This is a genomic window from Xanthobacter sp., from assembly GCF_041911315.1.
Taxonomy (GTDB): domain Bacteria; phylum Pseudomonadota; class Alphaproteobacteria; order Rhizobiales; family Xanthobacteraceae; genus Xanthobacter; species Xanthobacter aminoxidans.
The window spans coordinates 70,570-94,455 of record NZ_JAYRPE010000004.1; the positions used below are offsets into that span (position 1 = coordinate 70,570).

Consider the following 23,886-nt stretch of genomic DNA (forward strand, 5'->3'; position numbering starts at 1 on the left):
CCCGGCCGGTCAGACCGGGAAATTGGCCGTTTCGAGCCAGCCCCAGAAATCGGCGCCCGGCGGCTTCTGGAGCACGGAGGCGTCGTAGCTGTAGGTGTCCTTCAGGGTGCACACGTCATAGGGATTGTCGTGGGTCGCGAAGCCGCCGTAGAACATCTCCTCGGCGATGTGATCCTTGCGCATTCCGGCCGGCCCGCCGAACGATTCCACCTTGATGCCCTCGATCGCCTGGGCGATCTCCTCCGGCTTCGGCCAGGACCCGCCTTTCGCGGCCATCGCCTTCTCCACGCCCGCCTTGTAGACGTTCATGGCGAAGAAGGCGCGGTCGCTTTCCCAGTGGGGATAGTCCTTGTACTTGTCCATGTAGTATTCGACGAATTCCTTCTGCGCCGCAGAGGGATTGGGCCGCGCGAAGTACATGGTATTGTAGCACAGCAGCGTGCCGACCGGCGTGAAGGGCTTCTTCAGCTGGCCGTGCTGGTGGCCGGCCTGCACCAGCACCATGCGGGCGGTATCCGTGAGGCCGGCGCTGGTGGCCGCGCGCATGAAGATGGGCAGGTCCGCATTGCCCAGCACGCAATAGATGAGATCGGGCTTGGCCGCCTTCAGCGCCGCCACGTTGGCGGTGAAGTCCAGCTGGCTGAAGCTCGACCACTGCTCCGAAACCACCTCGGCGTCGATGCCGAACTTCTTGTTGAGCGCCTTGAAGGCAGTCCACACGTTGCGCCCGTAGGTATAGTCCGGGCTGATGGCGGCGATGCGCTTGAACTGGCCCTTCAGATGCTTGAGCGCGATCAGCGAGGCCATCACCGCTTCGCACTCGTTGTCGGTGCTCTTGAACACGTATTTCGGCGACGGCATGGTCTCCTTCACGCCGTCCTGGGTGGTGCCGTCCCAGAAGATGGTGAGAACCTGCATGTCCTCCAGCGTCGGCGCCATGGGCAGGGTCACGCCCGTGGAATAGCCGCCCTGGATGCAGTCCACTTTTTCCTGGAGCACGAGGCGCCGCGCCCGCTCCAGCGTCTCCTTGGCGTTGGTCTCCTCCTCCACCACCAGCTCGACCTTGCGGCCGGCGATGCCGCCGGACGCGTTGATCTTCTCGGTGCTCCACTCCACCGCGCGCAGGCCGTTGGCGCCGATGTAGGCCGCTGTGCCGGCGCGTGGCGCGATGATGCCGACCTTCAACGGCGTATTCTGGGCGAGGGCGGGCATGGGAAAGGCGCCGACGGCGCTTCCCGCCGCCAGCCCCGCCATGCCCTTGAGGACACCACGACGGTCGATACCTGATTTCGGGTCCATACCTGATTTCGGGTCCATACCTGATTTCGGGTCCATACCTGATTTCGGGTCCATGTCGATCTCCGGAAGGTTTGGAGAAGCGGCGCCTTTGGCGCTCTATGCTTTTATGAATGGGCCTTGCCTATGAATGGCCTTGCGGTCCGCCTCAGGCGGCCAACGCATCGAGAGCCGCCTTCACCTCGGCGGCGGCCGCAGCTTCCAGCGGCAGAAGCGGCGGGCGCGGATACCCCGCGCTCTTGCCCATCAGCGCCAACCCCTCATGGGCGACGCGGATGATGCCGTAACGACTGCCGATCTCGCTCAGGGGAAAGAGACGGGCTGCGGCGGCATAGGCCGCCGCCACGTCGCCGGCCTTGGCTGCGTTCCAGAAGGCGACGCACTCGGCCGGACAAATGTTGGCAAGACCGGTGAACCAAGCCGGCGCGATGGCCAGCGCCGGCTCCAGGATGAGCGTATCCTGGCCGATGCCCACCTGGACCTTTCCGCCGGTGATCTTGGGCACCATGAAGGCGCGCGACAGGTCGCCGGAGGAGTCCTTCATGCCCACCAGCGTCGGGATGGAGGAGAGCGTCTTCACCAGCGTCGAGGTGAGGTCGATGCCGGCGAGCGGCGGGTTGTTGTAGAGCCACAGGGGCAGATCGCTGGCCGCGGCGACCGTCTCGTAATGGGTGACGATCTCCCGCTCGGTCGGCTTCCAGTAGTTGAGCGGCACCACCAGCACCGCATCCGCGCCATGGTCGGCCGCGTGCTTTGCAAGGCGGACGCTTTCCGCCGTGGTCATGGCACCGATGCCCGTCATCACCGGCACCCGGCCGCCCAGATGCGTGGCGACCTCTTCCAGCGCCTTCATCTTCTCGGCTTCGGTGAAGTAGCCGTTCGCGCCCGTGCTTCCGAACAGGGTGACGCTGTGGATGCCGGCCGCGAGTGCATCATCAAGATGTTTCTTCCACCGTGAGTAGTCGATGGAGCCATCCGCCGCGACCGGCGTCACTGAAAACAGAACAACACCCTCGATATTCATTCTGGTCATGCCTCGGCTCCCCGTCTTCACTATGAAGCCTGAGCCCGGGATGTCCGGTTCACAAGGCGTGCGATGGTTCCGCTTTGGGAAAAATCGATAGGACCAGCTCAGGGAGGGCTTCGGGGCGGGAGGCCCTTCGCATAAGTTTTCCATGCGAGCCGGCCGATGTGGGCGGCCGTGACCGCTCTTCCCTTCACCAGAACGAGGCCGACCAGCGCCATGGCGGACGCGGACTTCATCAAGACCACTTGCCCGAGGGACTGCTACGACGCCTGCGGGATCGTCGTGGGCCGCCGCGACGGCATGATCCGGAAGGTTCTCGGAGATCCCGACCACGCCGTCACCCGGGGCGCCCTCTGCGGCAAGTGCGCCATCGCCTACAACGGCAGCTGGCGCGCGCCGGATTTCAGGCTGGCGACGCCGCTCAAGCGCGTGGGGGCCAAGGGCGAAGGGACGTTCGAGCCCATCGGCTGGGACGAGGCGCTGTCACTGATCGCCGAGCGTTTCGGCACGCTCAGCGCGGAAGGCGAGGCCCGCACGATCCTCCATACCCATTACACCGGCACGGTGGGGCTGGTGGGCGGCTGGTATCCCATCCGCTTCTTCAACCGCCTCGGTGCCACGGAGGTCGATCCCGACACCGTCTGCAACAAGGCGGGGCATGTCGCGCTGGAAATGACCTTCGGCAACTCCCTAGAAGGCTTCGACCCGCGCACCGCGCGCGATGCCCGCACCATACTCGTATGGGGCGCCAACCCTTCCTTCTCGGCGCCGCACCAGAACAAGGGCTGGCTCGCGGATGCGCAGGCCGCGGGCACGCGCGTCATCGTCGTCGATCCCGTCGCCCACGACACGGCGCGCGCCGCGGACCTGCATCTGCAACTGCGGCCCGGCAGCGATGCGGCGCTCGCCTTCGCCTTCATCCATGTGCTGCGGCGCGACGGGCTCGACGACCGGGATTTCCTGGGCTCCCACGTTCTGGGGGCGGAAGACCTTGCCCCAACCATCGCCGCCATGAGCCCCGAGCGCGCGGCGACGCTCTGCGGTGTGCCCGCGGAGCTGATCGAGGAGGCCGCGCGCGCCTATGGAGCGGGCCCCTCGCTCCTGTGGCTCGGGCAGGGCGTGCAGCGCCAGCCGTATGGCGGCAACGCCTTCCGTGCGCTGGCGGCGCTGGTGGCGTTCTCCGGCAATCTCGGCAAGCCCGGCGCCGGGTTTCTCTACATGAACGGCCCCGGCGGGCGCGGCATCGACATGGCGACGCTGACCTGCCCCGAGCTTGCGACGAACATGCCGCCCGCCATAAGCCACATGGACCTCGCGGCCACGCTGGAGGATCCGCGGCGCGCCCGTGCCTTCGTGAACTGGAACAACAACCCCGCCGCCTCCTCGCCGGAGCAGGCCCGCCTGCGCCGGGCACTGAAGCGCGAGGACCTGTTCCACGTGGCGGTGGACCTGTTTCACACCGACACCACCGCCTATGCAGACATCGTGCTGCCGGCGGCGAGCTTTCTCGAGTGCGACGACCTGGTGCTGTCCTATTTTGACCTCACCGTCTCGGCGCAGGTGAAGGCGGGCGATCCCCCCGGCACGGCGCTGCCGAATTCGGAAATTTTCCGCCGGCTCGCGGCGGCTATGGGCTTTGCCGAGCCGGAGCTGTTCGAGACCGATGCCGACCTCATCGCGCGGCTCCTCGCCCAGACGCCCTTTGAAGGCACCTTCGCCGACTTGGCCGCCGTGGGTACGGCCACCGTCTTCCCCGAGCCGAAGGTGCAGTTCGAAGGCCTCGCCTTCGGTACGCCGTCGGGACGAATTGAGCTTGCGAGCGGGCAGGCGGTCGCCCTCGGCCTGCCGCGCCTGCCCATGGCCCACGTCGACGCGCCGCCCGCGGATGGCAGGATGCGCATCCTTTCCCCCGCCTCCCAATGGCAGATGAACTCGAGCTACGGCAATGATCCAGTGATCCGGCGCCGGCTCGGACCGCCGACCGTGGCGCTCCATCCGGACGACGCGGCGCGCGAAGGCCTCACGGAGGGCGATCAGGTGGTGCTTGCCAACGGCGAGGGCCGCGTGCCGGTCACGGTCGCCATCTCGGACCGCACCCTTCCGGGCGTCGTCCTGATGCACAAGGGCCGCTGGCCGAGCCTCTCGCCGGGCGATGCCAACGTCAACGCCTTGGTGCCGGGCCACAAGAGCGACATCGCCGAGAGCACCACCGTCCACGGTACGGAGGCGCGCCTGATACGCGCGGAGGCCGCAGAATGAGCCCATTGCGGATGGCCGCCGTGCGGGACGTGGCGGTCATCGGCGCGGGGCCAGTGGGCTTGTTCACCCTCTTCGCCCTCGGCCAGGCGGGGCTCGACGCCCTGGTGGTGGACGCGCTCGACGTGCCCGGCGGCCAGTGCGCGGCGCTCTACCCGGAAAAGCCCATCTATGACATTCCCGGCCGGCCCTCCGTGACGGCGGGCGCGCTGGTCGCCGATCTGGTGGGACAGGCGGCGCCCTATGACCCCCTCTATCTCCTCGGCCGCCGCGCCATCGGCCTCAGGCAGGAGGAGGAACAGTTCCGCATCGCCCTCTCCGACGGAAGCGAGGTGGGCGCCCGCGCCGTGGTGGTGGCGGCGGGCGCCGGGGCGTTTGGCCCCAACCGTCCGCCGATCCCCAATCTTGCGGCCTTCGAGGGGACCAGCCTTTTCTATGCGGTGGACGACCCCGCGCGGTTTCGCGGCCGGATGGTGGTGATCGCGGGCGGCGGAGACTCGGCAGCCGATTGGGCGGTGATCCTCGCCGGCATCGCCGCTCAGGTGGTGCTTGTGCATCGGCGGCCCGTCTTCCGGGCGGCGCCTGCGACGCTCGCCGCGATCGAGCGCCTCGTGCAGGAGGGGCGCATCCGCATCTGCGCGCCCCGTACCCTTGCGGGCGTGTCTGGAACCGGCGCGCGGATCGAGGCCGTGCGGCTCGCCGACGGCGCGGGTGGACAGGAAGAGGTGGCGGCCGATGCGCTCCTGTGCTTCTACGGCCTCGCCAAGGATCTCTCGGCGCTCGCCGGCTTCGGCATCGCCGCGGGTACCGCCGGCGTCCCGGTGGCTCCCGCCAGCATGGAGACCATGCGCCCCGGCGTATTCGCCGTAGGGGACGTCGCCGACTATCCCGGCAAGCTGAAGCTGATCCTCACCGGCTTCGCGGAGGCCGCTCGGGCCGCCCACAGCACGCTCGCCCTGCTGCGCCCTGCCGCGGTGCGCCACTTCGAGCATTCCACCAGCCGTGGCGACCCGGCCGCGCGCGCTGCAAACGTCTGAGGAATCCTTCGGCCCATGACACGCCTCATCGTCACCGCCCGCGACGGCAGCCGCCACGACGTGGAGGCGCAGGACGGCCTCTCCGTCATGGAGGCGCTGCGCCCGCTCGGCATCGGCATCGCAGGAGAGTGCGAGGGCTCAGCGGCCTGCGCGTCCTGCCACGTGTGGGTGGATGCCGCCTGGATCGCGCGCCTCCCCGAACCTGAGGACGCGGAGGCGGACATGCTGGACTGCGCCTTCAACACGCGCGCCGGATCGCGTCTTTCCTGCCAGTTGCGCGTGGGGCCGGAACTGGACGGCCTGGAACTCGCCATGCCGCATGTCTGACACGGGGATCTTTCCCGCGAAGCGTTCGACCCGCTGAAGACGCGCCGAACAGGGCAGCGCCACTCACAGCCAAAACAGTGGCTGCAGACGGGCGTCAATAGGAACGGGAGAGATCGATCCCGGCGGCATGTTCTCCCGGGTCGCCGGAGGCGTGCCCAACACGCTTATTGGGCGGGGGGAGACTGCTCGCCATGAGTTGGATACCGTTCTCAATATTCACGCTGCGTAAGCTGGGGCGTCTCAGGAACATTCGAAATCTCGGCGAGTTATCGCGCCATGACGACCGCCGAAGCCCCCGCTCGACCGACCGAAAAGCCAGATGCGACCGCAGAGTCCGAACTGGACAGCGTGATCGCGGAGAACGGAAAGGTGGTCGAGCCGCCTCCGCCCGAGGCCATCGAGCCTGACCCCTCCCTCTCCTCGGAAGAGGTCGAACGGCTCCGCAAATCGTATCTGCTGAAGCGCTTCTGGATCAGCGCGCGCGGATACTGGGGCGCCAAGGGCGACAAGCTGGCCTGGGTCTTCACCATCGGCCTTCTGTTGCTGATCGTTACCAACGTGGGGTTTCAGTACGCCATCAACGTCTGGAACCGGTCGATCTTCGACGGCATCGAGAAGCGAGACGCCTCCACCGTCTTCTTCCTCACCGCTGTCTTTTTCCCGCTGGCCGTGGGCAGCGTGGCGCTGGGCGTCGCCCAGGTCTATGCGCGCATGGGCATGCAGCGGCGCTGGCGCGCGTGGCTGACCAATGCGGTCGTCTCACGATGGCTGACGGGGGGGCGCTACTATCAGCTCAATCTGGTCAGCGGCGATCACAAGAACCCGGAATACCGCATCGCCGAGGATCTGAGGGTGGCGACCGAAGCCCCCGTGGACTTCCTCGCCGGCGTGACATCGGCGTTCCTCTCTGCGGCCACCTTCATCGTCGTGCTGTGGACCATCGGCGGCGCGCTGACCGTGACGTTGGGCGGCACGGACATCACCATTCCCGGCTTCCTCGTCGTGGCAGCCGTGATCTATGCCCTCATCGCGTCCGGATCGATCCTGTTCATCGGGCGGCGCTTCGTGGAAGTGTCGGAGGAGAAGAACCAGTCGGAGGCCGACTACCGCTATGTGCTAACCCGCGTTCGCGAGAATGGCGAAAGCATCGCCTTGCTGGGCGGAGAGCAGGAGGAGCGGGATGGTATCAATTCCACCTTCTCCGGCGTCCTCCGGCAATGGTCGCGCCTCGCCGGCCAATACATGCGCACGACGCTCGTGTCGCAAGGATCCAGCCTCATCGCTCCGGTCGTGCCGCTGCTGCTGTGCGCGCCGAAATTTCTTGAAGGCCAGATGTCCCTCGGCGAGGTGATGCAGGCCGCCTCCGCCTTCACCATCGTGCAGACGGCCTTCGGCTGGCTGGTCGACAACTATCCCCGGCTTGCCGACTGGAACGCCTGCGCACGCCGCATCGCCTCGCTGATGATGTCGCTCGACGCGCTGGAGCGCGCAGAGAACGGCGATGGCGTGGGGCGCATCCAGCGGGGCGAGACGGATGGGCAGGCCATGCTTACCCTGAACGACCTTTCCGTGTCGCTGGATGACGGCACGGCGGTGGTGGAGCAGGCCGAGGTAGTGATCGAGCCGGGGGAGCGGCTGTTCGTTTCGGGTGCTTCCGGAAGCGGCAAGAGCACGCTGGTCAGGGCCATCGCGGGGCTGTGGCCCTGGGGCGGCGGCAGCATCAATTTCCATCCCGATGCGCGCCTCTTCATGCTGCCCCAGAAGCCCTATGTGCCATCGGGCACCCTGCGGCGGGCGGCGGCCTATCCGGGCGGGGCCGAGGACTGGTCGGCCGAGGAGATCTGCGCCGCGCTCCAGGCGGTCGGGCTTGAGCATCTGAAAGAGAAGATCGAGGAGGAGGCCCCCTGGGACCAGACGCTGTCCGGTGGCGAGAAGCAGCGCCTGGCCTTCGCGCGCCTGCTGCTGCATCGCCCCGACATCATCGTACTCGACGAGGCCACTTCCGCCCTCGACGACAAGAGCCAGGACAGGATGATGGAGCTTGTGACCACCGAGCTGCCGGACGCGACAATCGTCAGCGTCGCCCACCGCGCCGAGCTGGAGGCCTTCCACAGCCGCAAGATCGTGCTGGAGCGGCGCAAGGGCGGGGCGAAGCTGGTGACTGACATCGACCTTATTCCGCGAAAGGGGAAGCCGCGGCTATTGGGGCAATTGCTGCGGCGGCGTCGGCCATCGAGCCAAGCCTAGTCGCCCGAGATCACGGGGCGTTGTCGGCCTGATCGTCCGCGTCGTGGTGCAACGAGTTGCACCACTGACTAACGCCAAGTCCGTGCGACACGCCTTAGGATGGCCATGTCTGGCGCCCAGGGCCCCTTGAAGCTCGCTTGCTGACGATCTCCCGAAGCTCCTTCGGCACTCCGATGCGTACGAAAAAGCGGTGCCCCGTTGCTGCACATATGGGGTCTTTGCAGCCATGGCCGCCCCGATTTTGGACAATCGTTGGACGGAGCTTGGACAAGAGGTGAGGATTCGCGAGGGTTTCTAGCGCCTGCAACGCCATAGGATGGTGCTGCGAGAGAGGATTGAACTCTCGACCTCTCCCTTACCAAGGGAGTGCTCTACCACTGAGCTACCGCAGCGTGCCGGCGGCCGCACCAGGAGGGGACCGCGGAGACGGGTGTGCCGTCGTCAGGAGCGCTCCTCTAGTACATGCGGCGCTGCGGTGCAAGGGGCTCGGCGCCGATGGCAGTGGATGACATGCCGGGCTGACACGGTTGGGCGCTCGGCAGGCTACGGGCGCTGAAAAAATGCGCCTGCTTGCGGCTTGAGCGTTTCCTTCTGCGCAGCTAGCCTCCAGCTACGAGGCCTGGATGGGGGAAGTCATGGCAGCGGACAAGGCGCGCAAGGAAACCATCGGCGCCGTCCGGCGCACGTTTGCCCCATGGAAGGATCCAACCCAGACGCCGCTCATCCGCTTCGAGAATGTCGTCAAGCGGTTCGGCGATTTCACTGCGGTCAACAATGTCAGCCTCGACATCTATGAGCGGGAGTTCTTCGCCCTGCTCGGCCCCTCGGGCTGCGGCAAGACCACCCTCATGCGGATGCTCGCCGGCTTCGAGGAACCGACCTCCGGCCGCCTGACGCTCGCGGGTGAAGATCTCGCGGGGGTGCCGCCTTACCGGCGGCCGGTGAACATGATGTTCCAGTCCTACGCGCTGTTCCCGCACATGAACGTGGCGGACAACATCGCCTTCGGCCTGAAGCAGGACAAGATGCCGAAGGCCGACATCGACGCCCGCGTTGCCGAGATGCTGGAACTGGTGAAGCTTGAGCAGTTCGCCAAGCGCAAGCCGCACCAGCTTTCCGGCGGCCAGCGCCAGCGCGTCGCGCTCGCCCGTTCGCTCGCCAAGCGCCCCAAGGTGCTGCTGCTCGACGAGCCGCTCGGCGCTCTCGACAAGAAGCTGCGCGAGGAGACCCAGTTCGAGCTGATGGACCTGCAGATGTCCCTCGGCATGACCTTCCTGATCGTGACCCACGATCAGGAAGAGGCCATGACCGTGGCCGACCGCATCGCGGTGATGAATCACGGCGTGCTGGTGCAGGTGGCCCCCCCGGCGGAAATCTACGAGCAGCCGGCCACGCGCTACATCGCCGACTTCATCGGCGAGGTGAACCTGATCGAATCGACCGTGACCGCCTGCGAGGGCGAGACCACGCGCCTCACCTCCGAAGTGACGCCGTCGCCGCTGACCGTGGCGCATCCCTGCGAGGCCGGACCCGGCGGCAAGGCCTGCATCGCCATCCGGCCGGAGAAGCTGCGCATTTCGCTCGATCCGCCGCCTGAGGGGACGGAGAACGTCTTCGCCGGGGAAATCTGGGACATCGGCTATCTGGGCGATCTCTCCATCTATCACGTGGAGCTCGCCTGCGGTCAGCGCCTCAAGGTGTCCCAGCCGAACCTGTCGCGCCGGGTGGCGCGGCCCATTTCCTGGGAGGACAAGGTGTGGGTCACGTTTGATCCCGACGCCGGCGTCCTTCTGACCCGTTAGGAGGCAGTCATGGCCATGGCGGGAGAAAAGGGACGGGGCCGCTGGTTCGTGATCGCGGTTCCCTATCTGTGGCTTCTGGCGCTGTTCCTGGCGCCCTTCCTCATCGTCTTCAAGATCTCGCTGTCGCAGGACGTGGTGGCCCAGCCGCCCTATGCGCCCCAGCTCGATCTCTCCAATGGCCTTTCGGGCCTGACCGACTTCCTGTCGCAGCTCTCCCTCGCCAATTACGGCTATGTACTGGATTTCTCGAACGAATTCCTCGCCGCCTACGGCTCCAGCCTGATCATCGCGTCCATCTCGACGATCCTGCTGCTGCTGGTTGGATATCCCATCGCCTACGCCATGGCGCGGGCGCCGCGCTCCATTCAGCCGACGCTGCTGATGCTGGTGATCCTGCCGTTCTGGACCTCGTTCCTCATCCGCGTCTACGCCTGGATCGGCATCCTCTCGCCGGAGGGGCTGCTCAATCAGGGGCTGATGGCGCTGGGGGTTATCGACACGCCGCTGGAGATCCTGAATACCAATCTCGCGGTCTATATCGGCATCGTCTATTCCTACCTGCCGTTCATGGTGCTGCCGCTTTATTCGGCGCTGGAGAAGCTCGACCTCACGCTTCTCGAAGCCGCGGCCGATCTCGGCTGTCCGCCGGTGAAGGCCTTCTGGAAAATCACCTTCCCGCTCTCCCTTCCCGGCGTCGCCGCCGGCGCGCTGCTGTGCTTCATCCCGGCGGTGGGCGAGTTCGTGATCCCCGATCTGCTCGGCGGCTCCGACACGCTGATGATCGGCAAGTCGCTCTGGACCGAGTTCACCGTGAACCGCTCCTGGACGGTCTCTTCGGCGGTGGCGGTGCTGCTGCTGCTCGTGCTGGTGATCCCCATCGTGATCTACCAGAACATCCAGCAGCGCGAACTGGAGGCAGGCAAATGAGAAAAGGCCTCACCTGGTTCAACGTCACGTCCATCGTGCTGGGCTTCGCTTTCCTCTACATTCCGATCATTCTGTTGGTGATCTACTCTTTCAACGCATCAAGACTTGTCACCGTGTGGGCCGGCTTCTCCACACAGTGGTATTGGTCGTTGCTGGAGAACGAGCAGCTCATCGATGCTGCCTGGGTGACGCTGCGCATCGCCTTCTTCTCCTCGCTGGCGGCAACCGTGCTCGGCACCATGGCGGCGCTGGCGCTCACCCGCTATGGGCGATTCGGCGGGCGCACGCTGTTTTCGGGCATGATCTACGCGCCCCTCGTCATGCCAGAGGTCATCACCGGCCTGTCGCTGCTGCTGCTGTTCGTGGCGGTGAATTTCGACCGTGGCTTCTGGACCGTGCTGCTCGCCCACATCACCTTCACCATGTGCTTCGTGGCCGTGGTGGTGCAGTCGCGCCTCGTCACCTTCGATCGCACGCTGGAGGAGGCGGCGCTGGATCTCGGCTGCCCGCCGTTGCAGACCTTCTTCAAGATCACCCTGCCGCTCATCCTGCCGGCGGTGGTGTCCGGCTTCATGCTGGCCTTCACCCTGTCGCTGGATGATCTGGTGATTGCGAGCTTCACCACCGGACCCGGCGCCACCACGCTGCCCATGCGCATCTATTCGCAGGTGCGCCTCGGCGTGACGCCGGAGATCAACGCGGTCTGCACCATCCTCATCGCCATCGTGACGGTGGTGGTCATCATTGCCTCCATCGTCACCAAGCGGGCCGAGAGCCAGCGTGAGGCCGAGGAGCGGGCGGCGCTGCAATAGGGAGGCATCGCGAGGGCGCGCAGCGCGCCCATTCCCGGTGCTGTCCCTTCAGACGGCGGCAAAGGCGCTGAAGGCGGTCACGATCTGGACCATGAGCAGCAGGCCGCCAGCCAGCATCGCTCCGCCCATCAGCAGCGCGATCCCACGGTTGCGGTCGGCGGATACGGAGGCGGCGGACGCCATGCAACATGCTCCCGGTGTGCGAGTTTCCGGGAGCGTGGCAGCAAATCGTTAACCATAACCTTAAGTTTCGGCATCCCGCGCCCGGAAGGCCGCCTCAGCGGCCCTCGCGCACCCAGGCGGCGGTGATGACGCCGAGCAGCAGGAGCAGGCCTGAGAGACCCGCGAACATCGGGAACAGGCCGATGCCGCGCATCACCGAAACGTCCCGCGTCTTCAGCCCCATCCAGTCCTCGCCGGCGAGCCGGTCCGAGGCGGAGACCTGAACGAGGCGCGGCACCTGCCCGTTGAGATCGGCGAGCCGCCACACGCCGCCGCCCGTGGCCGCCGCGATGGGGGCGAGCACGTCGCGGGTGCTCGTCACCTCGGCGAACTCCTTGGGGTTCAGGGGGCCGATATTGGCGAGGGCGTTCAGCGAGCCGTTCTGTGCCCGCCACAGGCCCAGTTCGTCCGCCGGGGTCTTGGCCTGCCACAGGCCGGGCTCGACCTGCGCGAGGGTGAGGGTGCGCAGCGCGCCGGAGGGCGTGGTGACGGTGGCGGGAGGGACCTGATCCGCCATGGTCTGGCGCTCCACCACCAGATCGCGGCCGGAGACGGTGAGCTTGAGGCGCTCCTCCTCCAGGTCCGGTTCCTTCATTAGCCAGTGGGAGAGGCGGCGCAGCAGGTCGATGTGCGGGCCGCCGCCCTCGTAGCCGCGCGCCCACAGCCAGATGTGGTCGGAGAGGAGGAGGGCGACGCGGCCCTCGCCCACCCGGTCCACCAGCAGCACCGGCTTGTCGCCGGGCGCGGACATGAGGCTGGTGCCGGAGCGCGCCTGCGCGTCGATCACGCGGAAGAAGCGGCTCCAGTGGGGCGGGTCACTCTCCGAGCCCGGCAGGTTGCGAGTGACGGGATGGCGCTTGCCGGGGTCCGTGAGCTTGGCGTGGTAGGGCGCGTCGGTCGCCTCGCCGCGCGGAATGCCGGGAAGGATTTCCTCCAGCGGCGTGTTGTAGAGCGAGCCGGTATCGAGGAAGTCCGTGCCCGCTGCCACCAGCACGGCGCCGCCGGCGCGCACGTAGCGCACGATGTTGTCGAAATAGATCTGCGGCAGCACGCCCTGCTGGGCGTAGCGGTCGAAGATGATGAGGTCGAAATCCTTGATCTTGGTCTGGAACAGCTCGCGGGTCGGGAAGGCGATCAGCGAGAGTTCGTTGATGGGCGTGCCGTCCTGCTTCTCCGGCGGGCGCAGGATGGTGAAGTGGACGAGGTCCACATTGGCATCGCTCTTCAAGAGGTTGCGCCACGTGCGCTCGCCCACGTTCGGCTCGCCGGAAACGAGGAGCACGCGCAGCTTGTCGCGCACGCCGTCGATGGCGACGGCGGTGCGGTTGTTCACCTGCGTCAGCTCGCCCTCGAGCGGGGGCACCTCGAACTCGACGATGTTGGGGCCGGCGTGGGTGATATCCACGTCGATGCTGGCGCTGCGCCCGGTGGTGACGGTGGGGCGGCCGATGACTTCGCCGTCGCGACGGATGGTGACGGGCACGCGGGCGCCGGCCGGCGCGCCTTCGTCCGTCACCTTGAAGGTGATGGTCTGCTTCTGGCCGACGATGCCGAAGCGCGGCGTCTTCTCCAGCGCCACGCGGCGGTCCCGCTCGCCGGCGCGGCCGGTGATGAGGGCGTGGACGGGGGCCGAAAAGCCCAGCGCGCCGGCATTCTCCGGCGTGTCGTGAACCCGCCCGTCGGTGATCATGATGGCGCCGGCTACCCGCTCCGGCGGCACGTCGGCAAGGCCGGCCGAGAGGGCCGAGAACAGGCGCGTACCGTCCACCGAGCCGTCGCCCGCGTCGGCCTCGATGGTGCGCACCTCGACGGCGGAGAGCTTGCCCAGGCGCTCGGCGAGCTGGGCGCGGGCGGCTTCGGTCTGCTGGGTGCGTTCGCCGAAGGATTGGGACTGGCTCTTGTCCACCACCAGCGCCACAACGGAAGACAGCGGCTCGCGCTCCTCGCGGGTGAAGGAGGGGTTGGCGAGCGCCAGCAGGCCCACCGCCAGCGCCAGCGCCCGGAACACCGAGCCACGGGTGCGGGAATAGACCAGCAGCCCCGCCAGCACAGCGGCCGCGATCGCCACCGCGATCAGCGCCGGCAGCGGCAGGAAGGGGGAGAAGGTGAGGCCGTAGCTCATCGGATGGATGTCTTCCTCACTGCCCCAGCCGTTCCAGAAGAGCAGGCACGTGGACCTGGTCCGCCTTGTAGTTGCCGGTCAGCACGTACATCACCATGTTGGCGCCGGCCCGGAAGGCGATCTCCCGCTGGCGCGGTTCGCCGGGGGTGAGCGGCAGCATGGGCTCGCCCGAGCGCGAGACGGCCCAGGCGCCGGCAAGGTCGTTGGAGGTGATGATGACGGGGGACACGCCGTCGCCGGCGCGGGCGGGGCGGTCGGCATCGTCGCGGGCGGCGGGGAGCGCCTCCACCCAGGTGGTGCCGCCGGTGAAGCGGCCGGGGAAATCCTTCAGGAGATAGAAGGCCTTGGTGAGCACGTGGTCGCGCGGCACCGGCTCCAGTTCAGGAATGTCGAGGCGGGAGAGGATCTCCTTCAGCCGCGCCTGCGCCGGGGTGAGCGGCGCGCCGGGTCCGCCGGGGGATTCGATGGCGTCGCGGGTATCGAAGATCACCGTGCCGCCCTGCTTCATGTAGGCGTCGATGCGCGCCAGAACCGGCTGCGCGGGCACCGGCGTATTGGCGAGGATGGGCCAGTAGAGCACGGGAAAGAAGGCGAGCTCGTCCTTCCCGATATCCACCCCCATGGCTTCGCCGGCCTGCAGCGCGGTGCGCTGGGCGAGGAAGGTGGCGAGGCCGTCGAGGCCGGCGCGGGAGATGTCGTCCACCTCGCTGTCGCCCGTCACCACATAGGCGAAGCGGGTCTGCGTGGTGGCCTTCAGCGCGAAGCTGTCGTCCGCGCGGGCCGGGACGGGCAGGAACGCGCCGGCGGCGGCGCCCAGCATCACGGCGGCGAGCAGCGCGGCGGTGGCGCCGCGGCGGGGCCGCGTTCCGCCCATGCGGGAGAGCCCGCCGGCGAGGAACAGCACCGCCAGCGCATCCAGCAGCAACAGCAGCATCGCGCCGATGAGGATCGGCCCGCGCATGTCGCGCGGCGCGCTCTCCTGCAACGGCTCCGTGCGTCCTCCCAGCGCCGCAAGGTCGAGCGTCTTGGGCCGGTCGGCGGGGAGCAGGGCGTTGACCGCCACGAGGCCGTCCGGCGGGCCGTAGAAGCCGGGCGGATGATCGGCGGTGGAGCGGCCGCGATAGTCGGCGGGCAAAGCGCGGGCGGTGGGGCCGGCGGGGCGGAACGCGCCGAAGCCGTCGAGAACGCGGGCGGGGGGCAGCGCCGCCACATCCGGCCGACCGGCAGGATGAATGGCGGTGTCCGCCGGTGCCGTCTCGGGCGGGGGCGGGGCATCGGACAGGGCAACCACGTGGCGCAGCATCTCAACGAATGTGCCGGAAAGGGGGAGGTTCGACCAGGACGTGTCGCCGGTGACATGGAACAGCACCAGCGCGCCCTTGCCCCGGCGTGTGCCGGTGACGAGGGGCGTGCCGTCGGCCAGCGTCGCCCAGGTGCGGTCGCCCAGCGTGCCGTCCGGTTCGGCGAGCACCTGCCGGTTCACCGTCACGTCGTCGGCGGGCTTGATGTCGCGGAAGGGACCTTCCGGCGTGAGGGAGCCGAGCTTCTGCGGCGTTTCCCACGAGAGGGAGCCGCCGAGCACACGGCCGCCGCGGCGCAGGCGCACCGGCAGGAGATCGTCCTGCGCATTGGCGAGGCGCGGCCCGGCGAAGCGGATGAGCACGCCGCCGTCTTCCACGAACTTGGCGAGGCGGTTGCGGGTGGCGGGCGGGATGGTGCCCACATCCGTCAGCGCCAGCACGGGCAGGCGCTGGTCGAGGAAGCGGTTGATGTTCTCGGTGGCCGATCCTGTCTCCGCCACGCGCAGGTCGGCGAACGGGCCGAGGGCGCGGGAGAGGTAATAGGTCGGCGCCAGCAGGGGTTGCCCGGTGTCGGTGGAGGTGCCGGAGACGACGCCCACGGAGCGCCGCCGCCAGCGCTTGTCGAGAAGCTGCACGGCGCCGGCCGAGTGCTCGCCGGCAATCTCCAGCCGTGCCACCTCGTTGCGCAGTTCCACCGGAAGGTCGAAACGGGCATCCACCTCGCTCGCGCCCTCCGGCAGAGTGAAGGGGGCTTCGGCGAGCACGAGGCCGCGCATGTCACGCGCCGTCACCCGGCCGGAGCGCGGGGCGCCGGAGGTCGGCCGCAGTACCTTCACCGTGAGCGCCTCGGCAGCGTTTTCCGCGCCGGCCAAGGCAAGCGGCGCGGCGACGCCGCCGCCCACCACCAGCAGGCGTGCGCCCGCGCCGAGATCGGCGAAGGCGCGGGCGGTGTCGGGATCGGCGCCAAGGTCGACGCCATCGGAAATGTAGACGATGCCGGCGCTGGGCTCGGTGCCGAGGAGGCGCCCGGCCATCGCCAGCGCCTCCTTACGGGCGGGCGCATAGGGCACGGGCTCCAGCGAGCGCAGGTGGTCACGCGCGGCTGCGGGAGTGGAGAGGGTCGCCTCGCGCGGCACGTCGCCGGTGGGAATGAGGGCGACGCCGCGTCCGTTGGTCTCTGCCTCGTCGATGAGGGCGGCCGCGGCGCTGCGGCGGGCCTCCCAGCTCGCGGCGGCTGGCCAGCCCTGGTCTATGACGATGAGAAGCGGCCCCGAGCCGGTCGGCGCCGTCGCGGGCGGGTTCCAGATGGGGCCGGCGGCGGCGAGAATCACCAGCGCCGCCAGCAGCATCCGCAGGGCGGTGAGCCACCACGGCGTGCGCGCCGCGCTCTCCTCCTTGGGCGTGATGCCCAGGAGCAGGCGCAACGGGGGAAAGCTGACCTCGCGCGGCTTCGGCGGCACCACGCGCAGCAGGAACCACAGCAGCGGCAGCGCCAGGAAGGCGGTGAGCAGCAGCGGCGCGGAAAAGGCGAGGGGAAGATCGAACATCAGGCCGGTCCTCCAGAGACGAAGGCATGGCCGCCGTCCTTGGGGAAGGCGGACGGGCCGCCCCCCACACTCATGCGCTGGTGCAGGGCAAGCAGCATTTCGCTCGCCGGCCGGTCGGTGCGGTGGATGGCGAAGCTCCAGCCGAGCCGTTCCGCGGCGGCGCGGAGACGGGCACGGTGGTCCGCCAGCTTCACGTCATAGTCTGCCTTCCAGCTCTCGGCCCGGCCGACGGTGAGACGGTCGCCGCCCTCCGGTTCGCGGAACTCGATGCGGCCGGAGAAGGGAAACGTCTCCTCCGCCGGGTCCACGATCTGCACCAGATGGCCGTGGGCGCCCGAGGCGGCCAGCATGTGAAGCCGGGCCGAGACCTCTTCGGCCGGGCTCCAGAAATCGCTCAGCAGCACGATCTCGGAGAGCGGCGAGGGGCCGAACTCGGGCGGCAGGCTCGCAGGCAGGCGCGGCGCCAGCACCACGGCCTCGGCCATCCGCTCGACGATGCGGCGGTTGGCGGAGGGGCGCATCAATTCGGGAATGCCCACGCGCTCGCCGCCCTTCACCAGAAGCTCCGCGAGGGCGAACGCCACCACCAGCGCCCGCTCGCGCTTCGGCGGCTGTCCGCGGGAGGCATAGTCCATGGACGCCGAGAGATCCGGCCAGATCCACACCGTGTGGCTCGCCTCCCACTCGCGCTCGCGGACATAAAGATGATCGTCGCGGGCGGAGCGGCGCCAGTCCACGCGATTGGCCGGCTCGCCGTCCACGAAACGGCGGTACTGCCAGAAATTCTCACCCGTGCCCGAGCGCCGACGCCCGTGCAGGCCGTGCTGCACGCTCATGGCGATGCGGCGCGCCTCCAGCACGAGGCGCGGCATGGCTGCCGCGAGGTCTGCGGCGGCGAGGGCGGACGTCTCAACGGCGTGACGCTGCGCGTCCTCGGGCGCGCCTTTTTGTGGGGCGTTGGCCATGGGAGCGGCCATGGGCGCGGGCCGGTCCGCGCTCACCCGAGCCGCTCGGTGAGGCGGCGGATGATGCCAGTGACGCTCTGGCGCTCGGCGCGGGCGGCGAAGGTCAGCGCCATGCGGTGCTTCAGCACCGGCTCGGCGAGGGCCACCACGTCGTCGAGGGAGGGGGCATAGCGGCCATCCAGCAGGGCGCGGGCGCGCACCGCCAGCATCAGCGCCTGGCTGGCGCGCGGGCCGGGGCCCCAGGCGATATAGGCCTGCTCCGGCCCTTCGGCGCCGGGACGGGCCGAGCGGACGAGGGTGAGGATGGCTTCCACCACCGATTCGCCGACTGGCAGGCGGCGGACAAGGCGCTGGGCAGCGACGAGATCGTCCACCGTCATGGCGGCGCGAGGCTTCTGCTCCTCCGCCGAGGTGGTCTCGAACAGGATGCGCCGCTCGGCGTCGCGATCGGGATAATCGACGTCGATTTCCATCAGGAAGCGGTCGAGCTGCGCCTCGGGGAGGGGATAGGTGCCTTCCTGCTCCAGCGGGTTCTGAGTCGCGAGCACGTGGAAGGGCTTGGGCAGATCGTGCCGCTCGCCGGCGACGGTGACATGGTATTCCTGCATGGCCTGCAGCAAGGCCGACTGGGTGCGCGGCGAGGCGCGGTTGATCTCGTCCGCCATCAGGAGCTGGGCGAAGATCGGCCCCTTGATAAAGCGGAAGGCGCGGCGGCCGCCGGCCGATTCCTCCAGCACTTCGGCGCCGAGGATGTCGGAGGGCATGAGGTCCGGCGTGAACTGTACGCGGCGGGCATCGAGGCCCAGCACGGTGCCCATGGTGTCCACGAGCTTGGTCTTGGCGAGGCCCGGCACGCCCACGAGCAGCGCATGGCCGCCGGCGAGGATGGTGATGAGCGCGCGCTCCACCACCGTCTCCTGGCCGAAGATGACGTTGGATATGGCCGCGCGGGCAGCCTTCACATGGGCGGCGGCGGCTTCCGCATTGCGGATGATCATCTGGTCGAGGTCAAAGGTCTCGCCGGCAGCCGACATATGCTCATCTCCTACACGCCAAGTACGAACCGCACGCCAAACACGAACCGCACGCCATAATTGCCTGCACGCCGGACACGCACCGCAAGCTTGCTGCCAAAAGCGGCAACAAAACGCCTCCAGCTCCCATCCGCTGGTCTGATCCACCCTTTGCCTGTTTAACGGGCATCGGGCGGGCCGGTCCACGCGTCGGTCTGGGACGGAGCGGAACACGCCCGTCTCGCGAAGTCTTGCAAACGTCGCGCCACCCGGACAGAGAGCTTACGATATGATGCGCGCCCGTCGAGCCCCCGCGGAGGTGGTGGGGGTGCGGCGCACTCACGTCATCGCGAGGCTTCCGCCTTTTGCGGCGTGACAGGGTCCAAGGAGACCAGATGCCTGCCCCAACGCCAGACACGCCAGCTCTCACGCCCTCCACTTCCGAGGCGCCATCTGCGTCGGGCCGGCTGGAGGCGCTGATGGCGGCTGCGCGCGCCGGCGGCGGGAAAGGTCCGGCCCCGGTGGAGCTGTGGAACCCGCCCGATTGCGGCGGCATGGACATGGTGATCCGCGCCGATGGAAGCTGGACCTACATGGGCACCCCCATCACCCGCCCGGCGCTGGTGAAGCTGTTCGCCTCCGTGCTGGCACGGGAGGGCGAGCGCTTCGTGCTGAAGACGCCGGTGGAGAAGGTGGGCATTCGGGTCGAGGATGCTCCGTTTCTTGCCGTGGATCTGGCGGTGGAATCGGCGCCAGAGCCGGATGCGGCCGGGGGCCGCGACCCGAATCGCACCCTCGTCTTCCGCACCAATCTGGACGACGTGGTGCGCTGCGGGCCGGGCCACGAGCTGCGGTTCGCCCGCGGCGACGGGGTGGGCGAGGTGGTCCCCTACCTGCATGTCCGGCGGGGGCTGGAGGCGCGGTTGTCGCGCGCCGTCCATCTCGACCTCATGGATCTCGGGGAGGTGCGGGAGGAGGGCGGCGTCCCCATGTTCGGCGTGGCGTCGGGCGGGCTCTTCTTCCCCATTCTTCCGGCAGCCGAACTGGGACTGGACTGATGCGGGTGTCCGATGATGCATTTTCCGAGGCCAACAGCGCCGGTGACAGCCTCGCCGATTTCCTGCGCCGTGCGGGTGAGCGCCTGTCGCGGGAGCCGCCTCCCTTCTATTCGGAAAGCGACTTTCTCGCGCTGAACGGCGACCATGCCTTGCAGCCGGAGAAGGTGAGCCTCATTCCGCAGGATCGCCCGCGGCACGCCGCCGTCCTCGTGCCGGTCATCGCCCGGCCGGAGCCGACCATCCTGCTCACGCTCAGATCGTCGCACCTCTCACAGCATGCGGGGCAGGTGGCCTTTCCCGGCGGGCGTATCGACCCCGGTGACAAGGACGAGATCGACGCGGCCCTGCGGGAGGCGCGCGAGGAGGTGGGGCTCGATTCGGCGCTGGTGCGGCCCCTGGGATTTCTGGACGGCTACCTCTCCGGTACCGGCTTCTGGATCGTTCCGGTGGTGGGGCTGGTGGACCCGGCCTACACGCTCACGCTCAATCCCGCCGAGGTGGACGAGGCGTTCGAGGTGCCGCTCGGCTTTCTCATGAGCCCGCGCAACCACGAGCGCCAGTCGCGGGAATGGAAGGGCACGCTGCGGCACTTCTATGTGATGCCGTTCGAGGGGCATAACATCTGGGGCGCAACCGCGGGCATGCTGCGCAATCTCTACGAGAAGGTCTACGCCTGATGGCGCGCAGCCTGCTCATCGAACTCGCTCTCTTTCTCACGCCGTTTCTGCTCTACGGCGCCCTGCTGCTCGCGACCAAGGGGTCGGTCGTGCCGGCCAACTGGTCGCCGCGCGCCCTTGCGGTGGCCGCGGTCGCGGCTGTCGGGCTGGTGGCGCTGGGCCTGTTCCTATTCGAGCATGATCGCGTGGCCCCGCCGGGCGCCCACTACGTTCCCGCCCAGACCAAGGATGGCGCGTTCGTGCCGGGGCATTTCGAATGACTGTCAGCGTTGCCGGCGCGCCGTTCTGGACCACACCGGGCCTTTCGCCCCTGCTCGCCGTGCTGAATGGCGGCGGGGAGGAGGCGCGGGTGGTTGGAGGTGCGGTGCGCAACGCCCTCCTCGGCCTGCCGGTGATCGACGTGGACATCGCGACCACCGCCTTGCCGCAGGAGGTCGCCGCCCGCGCCACCCGCGCCGGCCTCAAGGCAGTGCCCACCGGTATCGAGCATGGCACTGTCACCGTGGTGTCCGGCCATCACGGATACGAGGTCACCACCCTGCGCGAGGACGTGGAGACGGACGGCAGGCGGGCGGTGGTGCGCTTCGGCCGGAGCTGGCAGCACGATGCCGAGCGGCGGGACTTCACCCTGAACGCGCTCTATGCGGCGCCAGACGGCACGGTGGTGGACCTCGTGGGCGGCCTTGCGGACCTTGAGGCGCGGAAAATCCGCTTCATTGGCTCGCCGGACGCGCGCATCCGCGAGGATTACCTGCGCATCCTGCGTCTGTTCCGCTTTCACGCGGCCTATGGCACCGGCGCGGTGGACAAGGCGGCATTCTCCGGTGCCGTGCGTCTGCGTCAGGGCCTGCTCGCCTTGTCCCACGAGCGGGTGCGGGCGGAACTGCTGAAGCTGCTCCTCGCGCCGGGGGCGGCGGCGACCCTTGCCGTCATGAGCGACGCGGGCCTGATCCAGCCGCTGATCGGCGGCATCGCCGATGCCCGTGCGTTTGCGCGGCTGGTGGAGATCGAGGCGCTGTGGCGCGCGGAGGGCTGGGACGTGCCGGCCGATGCCATCCGCCGTCTCGCCGTCCTTGCGGTGCGGGTGCCGGACGATGCTGAGCGGCTGCGCGGAAAGCTGCGCCTGTCCAATGCCGAGGGGCGGCGCCTCGCCCTCATGGCCGGCCCTGTGCCGGACATGGCCGACGACGCGGCGGCGCAGGCCTTCATCTACCGGACCGGGGCGGAAGCGGCGCGCGAACGCGCCCTGCTGGCGGCAGCGCACGGACGGCCGGGCATGGAGCGGATCGCCCGGCTGGCCGCTCAATGGGCGGTGCCGCGTGCCCCGTTCCGCGCGGAGGATCTGATTGCGCTGGGCCTCAAGCCGGGACGGGCGCTCGGGGCCGCCCTGCGGCGGGCGGAGGCGGACTGGATCGACGCCGGCTTCCCCGAGGAGCCCGGCCTCATCGCCGCCCTGCTGCGGGCGGCGATCGCCGTGGATGAAGGGCCTTTGTAAGGCTCAGTCCTCGTCGTCTTCTTCCTCGTCCTCTTCCTCGAAATCGGCGATCTCGAGCTTCTCCACCGCGATGGCGGGAAGGGTGTCCTTGCGGAACTCGCTCACGTCCTCGGCGAACCACACCACCGAAATCTCCGTCTCGGAGGCGGTGACGACGGTAAGGGCGGGGCTGCCGGACTTGAGCTGGACGATATCTCCGGGGGCGAACGCCATGGCTGTGTGTCTCCGGGCCGGCCGCGAACGGGCCAGCGCAGCAGCAGCCTTAATGCGCATTCATGACGGGCGGATCACGGCCACTTCACCACCGGTGGCATGGAGGAGAGGATCGAATCCACATTGCCGCCCGTCCTAAGGCCGAAGATCGTGCCGCGGTCGTAGAGCAGGTTGAATTCCACATAGCGCCCGCGACGGATGAGCTGCTCCTCGCGGTCCTCCTCAGTCCACGGCGTCGCCATGTTGGCGCGCACGAGGCGGGGATAGACGTCGAGGAAGGCGAGGCCCACGTCGCGGGTGAAGGCGAGATCATCCTCCCAGCGGCCGGTGCCGGCAGCGGCGGAATCGAGATAATCGTAGAAGATGCCGCCGATGCCCCGCATCTCGTTGCGGTGCTTGAGGAAGAAATAGTCGTCACACCACGCCTTGTAGCGGGCATAGTCCGCCACCTTGTGGGCGGTACACGCCGCTTCCATGGCCTTGTGGAAGGCGATGGTGTCTTCATCCTCCTGCGTACGCCGGCGGGCGAGCACCGGGGTCAGGTCCGCCCCGCCGCCGAACCATGCCTTGGTGGTGACGACGAAGCGCGTGTTTATGTGCACGGCCGGCACGTGCGGGTTCGCCATGTGGGCGATGAGCGAAATGCCCGAGGCCCAGAAGCGCGGGTCCTCCGCCGCGCCGGGGATCTGGGCGCGGAACTCGGGGGCGAACTCCCCGAATACGGTGGAGGTATGCACGCCCACCTTCTCGAACAGCCGGCCGCGCATGAGGGCCATGGTGCCGCCGCCGCCTGGAGCACCGGTGTGATCGGTGCGCACCCAGGGGGTACGGACGAAGCGGGCAGGGGAGGGGCCGTAGAGCGCGGGATCGGCGGCGTCCTCCAGCGCCTCGAAGGCGGCGATGATGCGGCCCTGCAAGTCCTCGAACCAGGCGCGAGCCTCGGCACGGCGGGCATCGAGCAGCGCGTCGCCGGCCTCGGCGGGGGCGGAAACGGGGGGCACGGGGTTTTCCATGGGCGTTCCGCCTCCGATGTTCTTCTGGCTGGCGGCGCTTCTATCGCCTCCCCGCGGCGGAAGAAAGCTCAGGCGGGCAGGCCACCGGTCTGCCTGAGTGCTTCGGCGAGGACGATGCCGGCGCTGACAGCGACATTGAGCGAGCGCACGCCCGGCCGCATGGGAATGCGCACGCGCGCATCCGCCGCGGCATGAACCTCGGGCGGCACGCCGGCGGACTCGCGGCCGAATAGGATCACGTCGTCGGGCTGGAAGGAAAAGCCGAACAGCGGCTCGGCACCGGTGGTGGTGAGGAGGACGAGGCGTCGGCCCTCGGCACGCCGCTCCGCATCGAAGGCGGTGAAAGAGGCGTGCCGCCGCCAGACCACCTGGTCGATATAGTCCATCCCCGCACGGCGGAAGCCGGCGTCGCCCACCGGGAAGCCTGCGGGCTCGATGATGTGCACCTCTGCCCCGAGGCAGGCGCCGGTGCGCAGGATGGCACCGGCATTCTGCGCGATGTCCGGGCAATAGAGGGCGATACGCAGGG

21 protein-coding genes and 1 tRNA gene are annotated in these 23,886 nt (G+C 68.5%); 11 read left to right on the forward strand and 11 right to left on the reverse strand.

Annotated elements, in window-relative coordinates; all coding sequences use genetic code 11:
* Positions 1–9 precede the first annotated feature (9 nt).
* On the reverse strand, positions 10–1,353 hold the full coding sequence (locus ACE3QW_RS01930) for an ABC transporter substrate-binding protein (RefSeq protein ID WP_374250228.1): 1,344 nt from the start codon (positions 1,351–1,353) through the stop codon (positions 10–12).
* Positions 1,354–1,444: 91 nt separating this feature from the next.
* Positions 1,445–2,329 carry a dihydrodipicolinate synthase family protein gene (locus tag ACE3QW_RS01935; RefSeq protein ID WP_374250229.1) on the reverse strand — a complete coding sequence of 295 codons (885 nt, stop codon included), beginning with the start codon at positions 2,327–2,329 and terminating at the stop codon, positions 1,445–1,447.
* Positions 2,330–2,497: 168 nt separating this feature from the next.
* On the opposite strand from ACE3QW_RS01935, the gene ACE3QW_RS01940 reads away from it, so the two are divergent.
* From ACE3QW_RS01940 to ACE3QW_RS01955, 4 genes are all read left to right on the forward strand, one after another.
* Positions 2,498–4,582, forward strand: coding sequence for a molybdopterin-dependent oxidoreductase (locus ACE3QW_RS01940; RefSeq protein WP_374250230.1), 2,085 nt, complete (start codon positions 2,498–2,500; stop codon positions 4,580–4,582).
* Positions 4,579–5,616 carry an NAD(P)/FAD-dependent oxidoreductase gene (locus tag ACE3QW_RS01945; protein WP_374250231.1) on the forward strand — a complete coding sequence of 346 codons (1,038 nt, stop codon included), beginning with the start codon at positions 4,579–4,581 and terminating at the stop codon, positions 5,614–5,616. Before ACE3QW_RS01940 ends, ACE3QW_RS01945 begins: the two co-directional genes overlap by 4 nt.
* A gap of 15 nt (positions 5,617–5,631) precedes the next feature.
* Positions 5,632–5,943, forward strand: a complete 312-nt coding sequence (locus ACE3QW_RS01950) for a 2Fe-2S iron-sulfur cluster-binding protein (protein WP_374250232.1) — start codon at positions 5,632–5,634, stop codon at positions 5,941–5,943.
* Between the two features lie 276 nt (positions 5,944–6,219).
* Positions 6,220–8,190 carry an ABC transporter ATP-binding protein/permease gene (locus ACE3QW_RS01955; protein WP_374250233.1) on the forward strand — a complete coding sequence of 657 codons (1,971 nt, stop codon included), beginning with the start codon at positions 6,220–6,222 and terminating at the stop codon, positions 8,188–8,190.
* A 317-nt stretch (positions 8,191–8,507) separates the two neighbouring features.
* On the opposite strand, the gene ACE3QW_RS01960 is transcribed toward ACE3QW_RS01955, so the two are convergent.
* Positions 8,508–8,582: transfer RNA gene (locus ACE3QW_RS01960), tRNA-Thr, on the reverse strand.
* A gap of 243 nt (positions 8,583–8,825) precedes the next feature.
* On the opposite strand from ACE3QW_RS01960, the gene ACE3QW_RS01965 reads away from it, so the two are divergent.
* Genes ACE3QW_RS01965 through ACE3QW_RS01975 form a run of 3 tightly spaced genes read left to right on the forward strand, consistent with a single transcriptional unit; the run spans position 8,826 to position 11,731 of the window.
* Positions 8,826–9,992, forward strand: coding sequence for an ABC transporter ATP-binding protein (locus ACE3QW_RS01965; RefSeq protein ID WP_029557851.1), 1,167 nt, complete (start codon positions 8,826–8,828; stop codon positions 9,990–9,992).
* A 9-nt stretch (positions 9,993–10,001) separates the two neighbouring features.
* Positions 10,002–10,919: an ABC transporter permease subunit gene (locus tag ACE3QW_RS01970; protein ID WP_024279774.1), complete on the forward strand. Its 918-nt coding sequence runs from the start codon at positions 10,002–10,004 to the stop codon at positions 10,917–10,919.
* Positions 10,916–11,731, forward strand: a complete 816-nt coding sequence (locus ACE3QW_RS01975; RefSeq protein WP_374250234.1) for an ABC transporter permease — start codon at positions 10,916–10,918, stop codon at positions 11,729–11,731. The genes ACE3QW_RS01970 and ACE3QW_RS01975 overlap by 4 nt, the downstream gene beginning before the upstream one ends.
* 48 nt (positions 11,732–11,779) lie before the next feature.
* Here the strand turns inward: ACE3QW_RS01975 and ACE3QW_RS01980 are convergent, their stop codons facing one another.
* From ACE3QW_RS01980 to ACE3QW_RS02000, 5 genes are all read right to left on the reverse strand, one after another.
* Positions 11,780–11,914 (reverse strand): hypothetical protein, encoded by a 135-nt coding sequence (locus ACE3QW_RS01980; RefSeq protein WP_280938448.1) that lies wholly within the window; start codon positions 11,912–11,914, stop codon positions 11,780–11,782.
* Between the two features lie 94 nt (positions 11,915–12,008).
* Entirely contained in the window at positions 12,009–14,075 is a 2,067-nt protein-coding gene (locus ACE3QW_RS01985) for a hypothetical protein (protein WP_374250235.1), read from the reverse strand.
* Positions 14,076–14,091: 16 nt separating this feature from the next.
* Positions 14,092–16,923, reverse strand: a complete 2,832-nt coding sequence (locus ACE3QW_RS01990) for a DUF4159 domain-containing protein (protein WP_374250236.1) — start codon at positions 16,921–16,923, stop codon at positions 14,092–14,094.
* Positions 16,923–17,888: a DUF58 domain-containing protein gene (locus tag ACE3QW_RS01995; RefSeq protein ID WP_024279770.1), complete on the reverse strand. Its 966-nt coding sequence runs from the start codon at positions 17,886–17,888 to the stop codon at positions 16,923–16,925. The genes ACE3QW_RS01990 and ACE3QW_RS01995 overlap by 1 nt, the downstream gene beginning before the upstream one ends.
* Before the next feature lie 32 nt (positions 17,889–17,920).
* Positions 17,921–18,922: a MoxR family ATPase gene (locus ACE3QW_RS02000; protein WP_024279769.1), complete on the reverse strand. Its 1,002-nt coding sequence runs from the start codon at positions 18,920–18,922 to the stop codon at positions 17,921–17,923.
* A gap of 374 nt (positions 18,923–19,296) precedes the next feature.
* Between ACE3QW_RS02000 and ACE3QW_RS02005 the strand changes: the two genes are divergently transcribed.
* The 4 genes from ACE3QW_RS02005 to ACE3QW_RS02020 are packed head-to-tail and all read left to right on the forward strand — an operon-like array spanning position 19,297 to position 22,131.
* Entirely contained in the window at positions 19,297–19,959 is a 663-nt protein-coding gene (locus ACE3QW_RS02005) for a DUF1285 domain-containing protein (protein WP_081837659.1), read from the forward strand.
* A complete protein-coding gene (locus tag ACE3QW_RS02010) occupies positions 19,959–20,636 on the forward strand; it encodes a CoA pyrophosphatase (RefSeq protein WP_029557857.1) in 678 nt (225 codons plus the stop codon). Before ACE3QW_RS02005 ends, ACE3QW_RS02010 begins: the two co-directional genes overlap by 1 nt.
* Entirely contained in the window at positions 20,636–20,896 is a 261-nt protein-coding gene (locus ACE3QW_RS02015; protein ID WP_029557858.1) for a DUF6111 family protein, read from the forward strand. The genes ACE3QW_RS02010 and ACE3QW_RS02015 overlap by 1 nt, the downstream gene beginning before the upstream one ends.
* Positions 20,893–22,131 (forward strand): CCA tRNA nucleotidyltransferase, encoded by a 1,239-nt coding sequence (locus tag ACE3QW_RS02020; protein WP_374250238.1) that lies wholly within the window; start codon positions 20,893–20,895, stop codon positions 22,129–22,131. The genes ACE3QW_RS02015 and ACE3QW_RS02020 overlap by 4 nt, the downstream gene beginning before the upstream one ends.
* 3 nt (positions 22,132–22,134) lie before the next feature.
* On the opposite strand, the gene ACE3QW_RS02025 is transcribed toward ACE3QW_RS02020, so the two are convergent.
* The 3 genes from ACE3QW_RS02025 to ACE3QW_RS02035 all read right to left on the reverse strand — a co-directional run bounded on the left by ACE3QW_RS02025 (position 22,135) and on the right by ACE3QW_RS02035 (position 23,884).
* On the reverse strand, positions 22,135–22,344 hold the full coding sequence (locus ACE3QW_RS02025) for a DUF2158 domain-containing protein (RefSeq protein WP_024279764.1): 210 nt from the start codon (positions 22,342–22,344) through the stop codon (positions 22,135–22,137).
* Between the two features lie 74 nt (positions 22,345–22,418).
* Positions 22,419–23,345 (reverse strand): oxygen-dependent coproporphyrinogen oxidase, encoded by a 927-nt coding sequence (hemF, locus tag ACE3QW_RS02030; protein WP_374250239.1) that lies wholly within the window; start codon positions 23,343–23,345, stop codon positions 22,419–22,421.
* Between the two features lie 80 nt (positions 23,346–23,425).
* Positions 23,426–23,884 (reverse strand): tRNA (cytidine(34)-2'-O)-methyltransferase, encoded by a 459-nt coding sequence (locus ACE3QW_RS02035; protein ID WP_374250255.1) that lies wholly within the window; start codon positions 23,882–23,884, stop codon positions 23,426–23,428.
* Between the last annotated feature and the right edge of the window lie 2 nt (positions 23,885–23,886).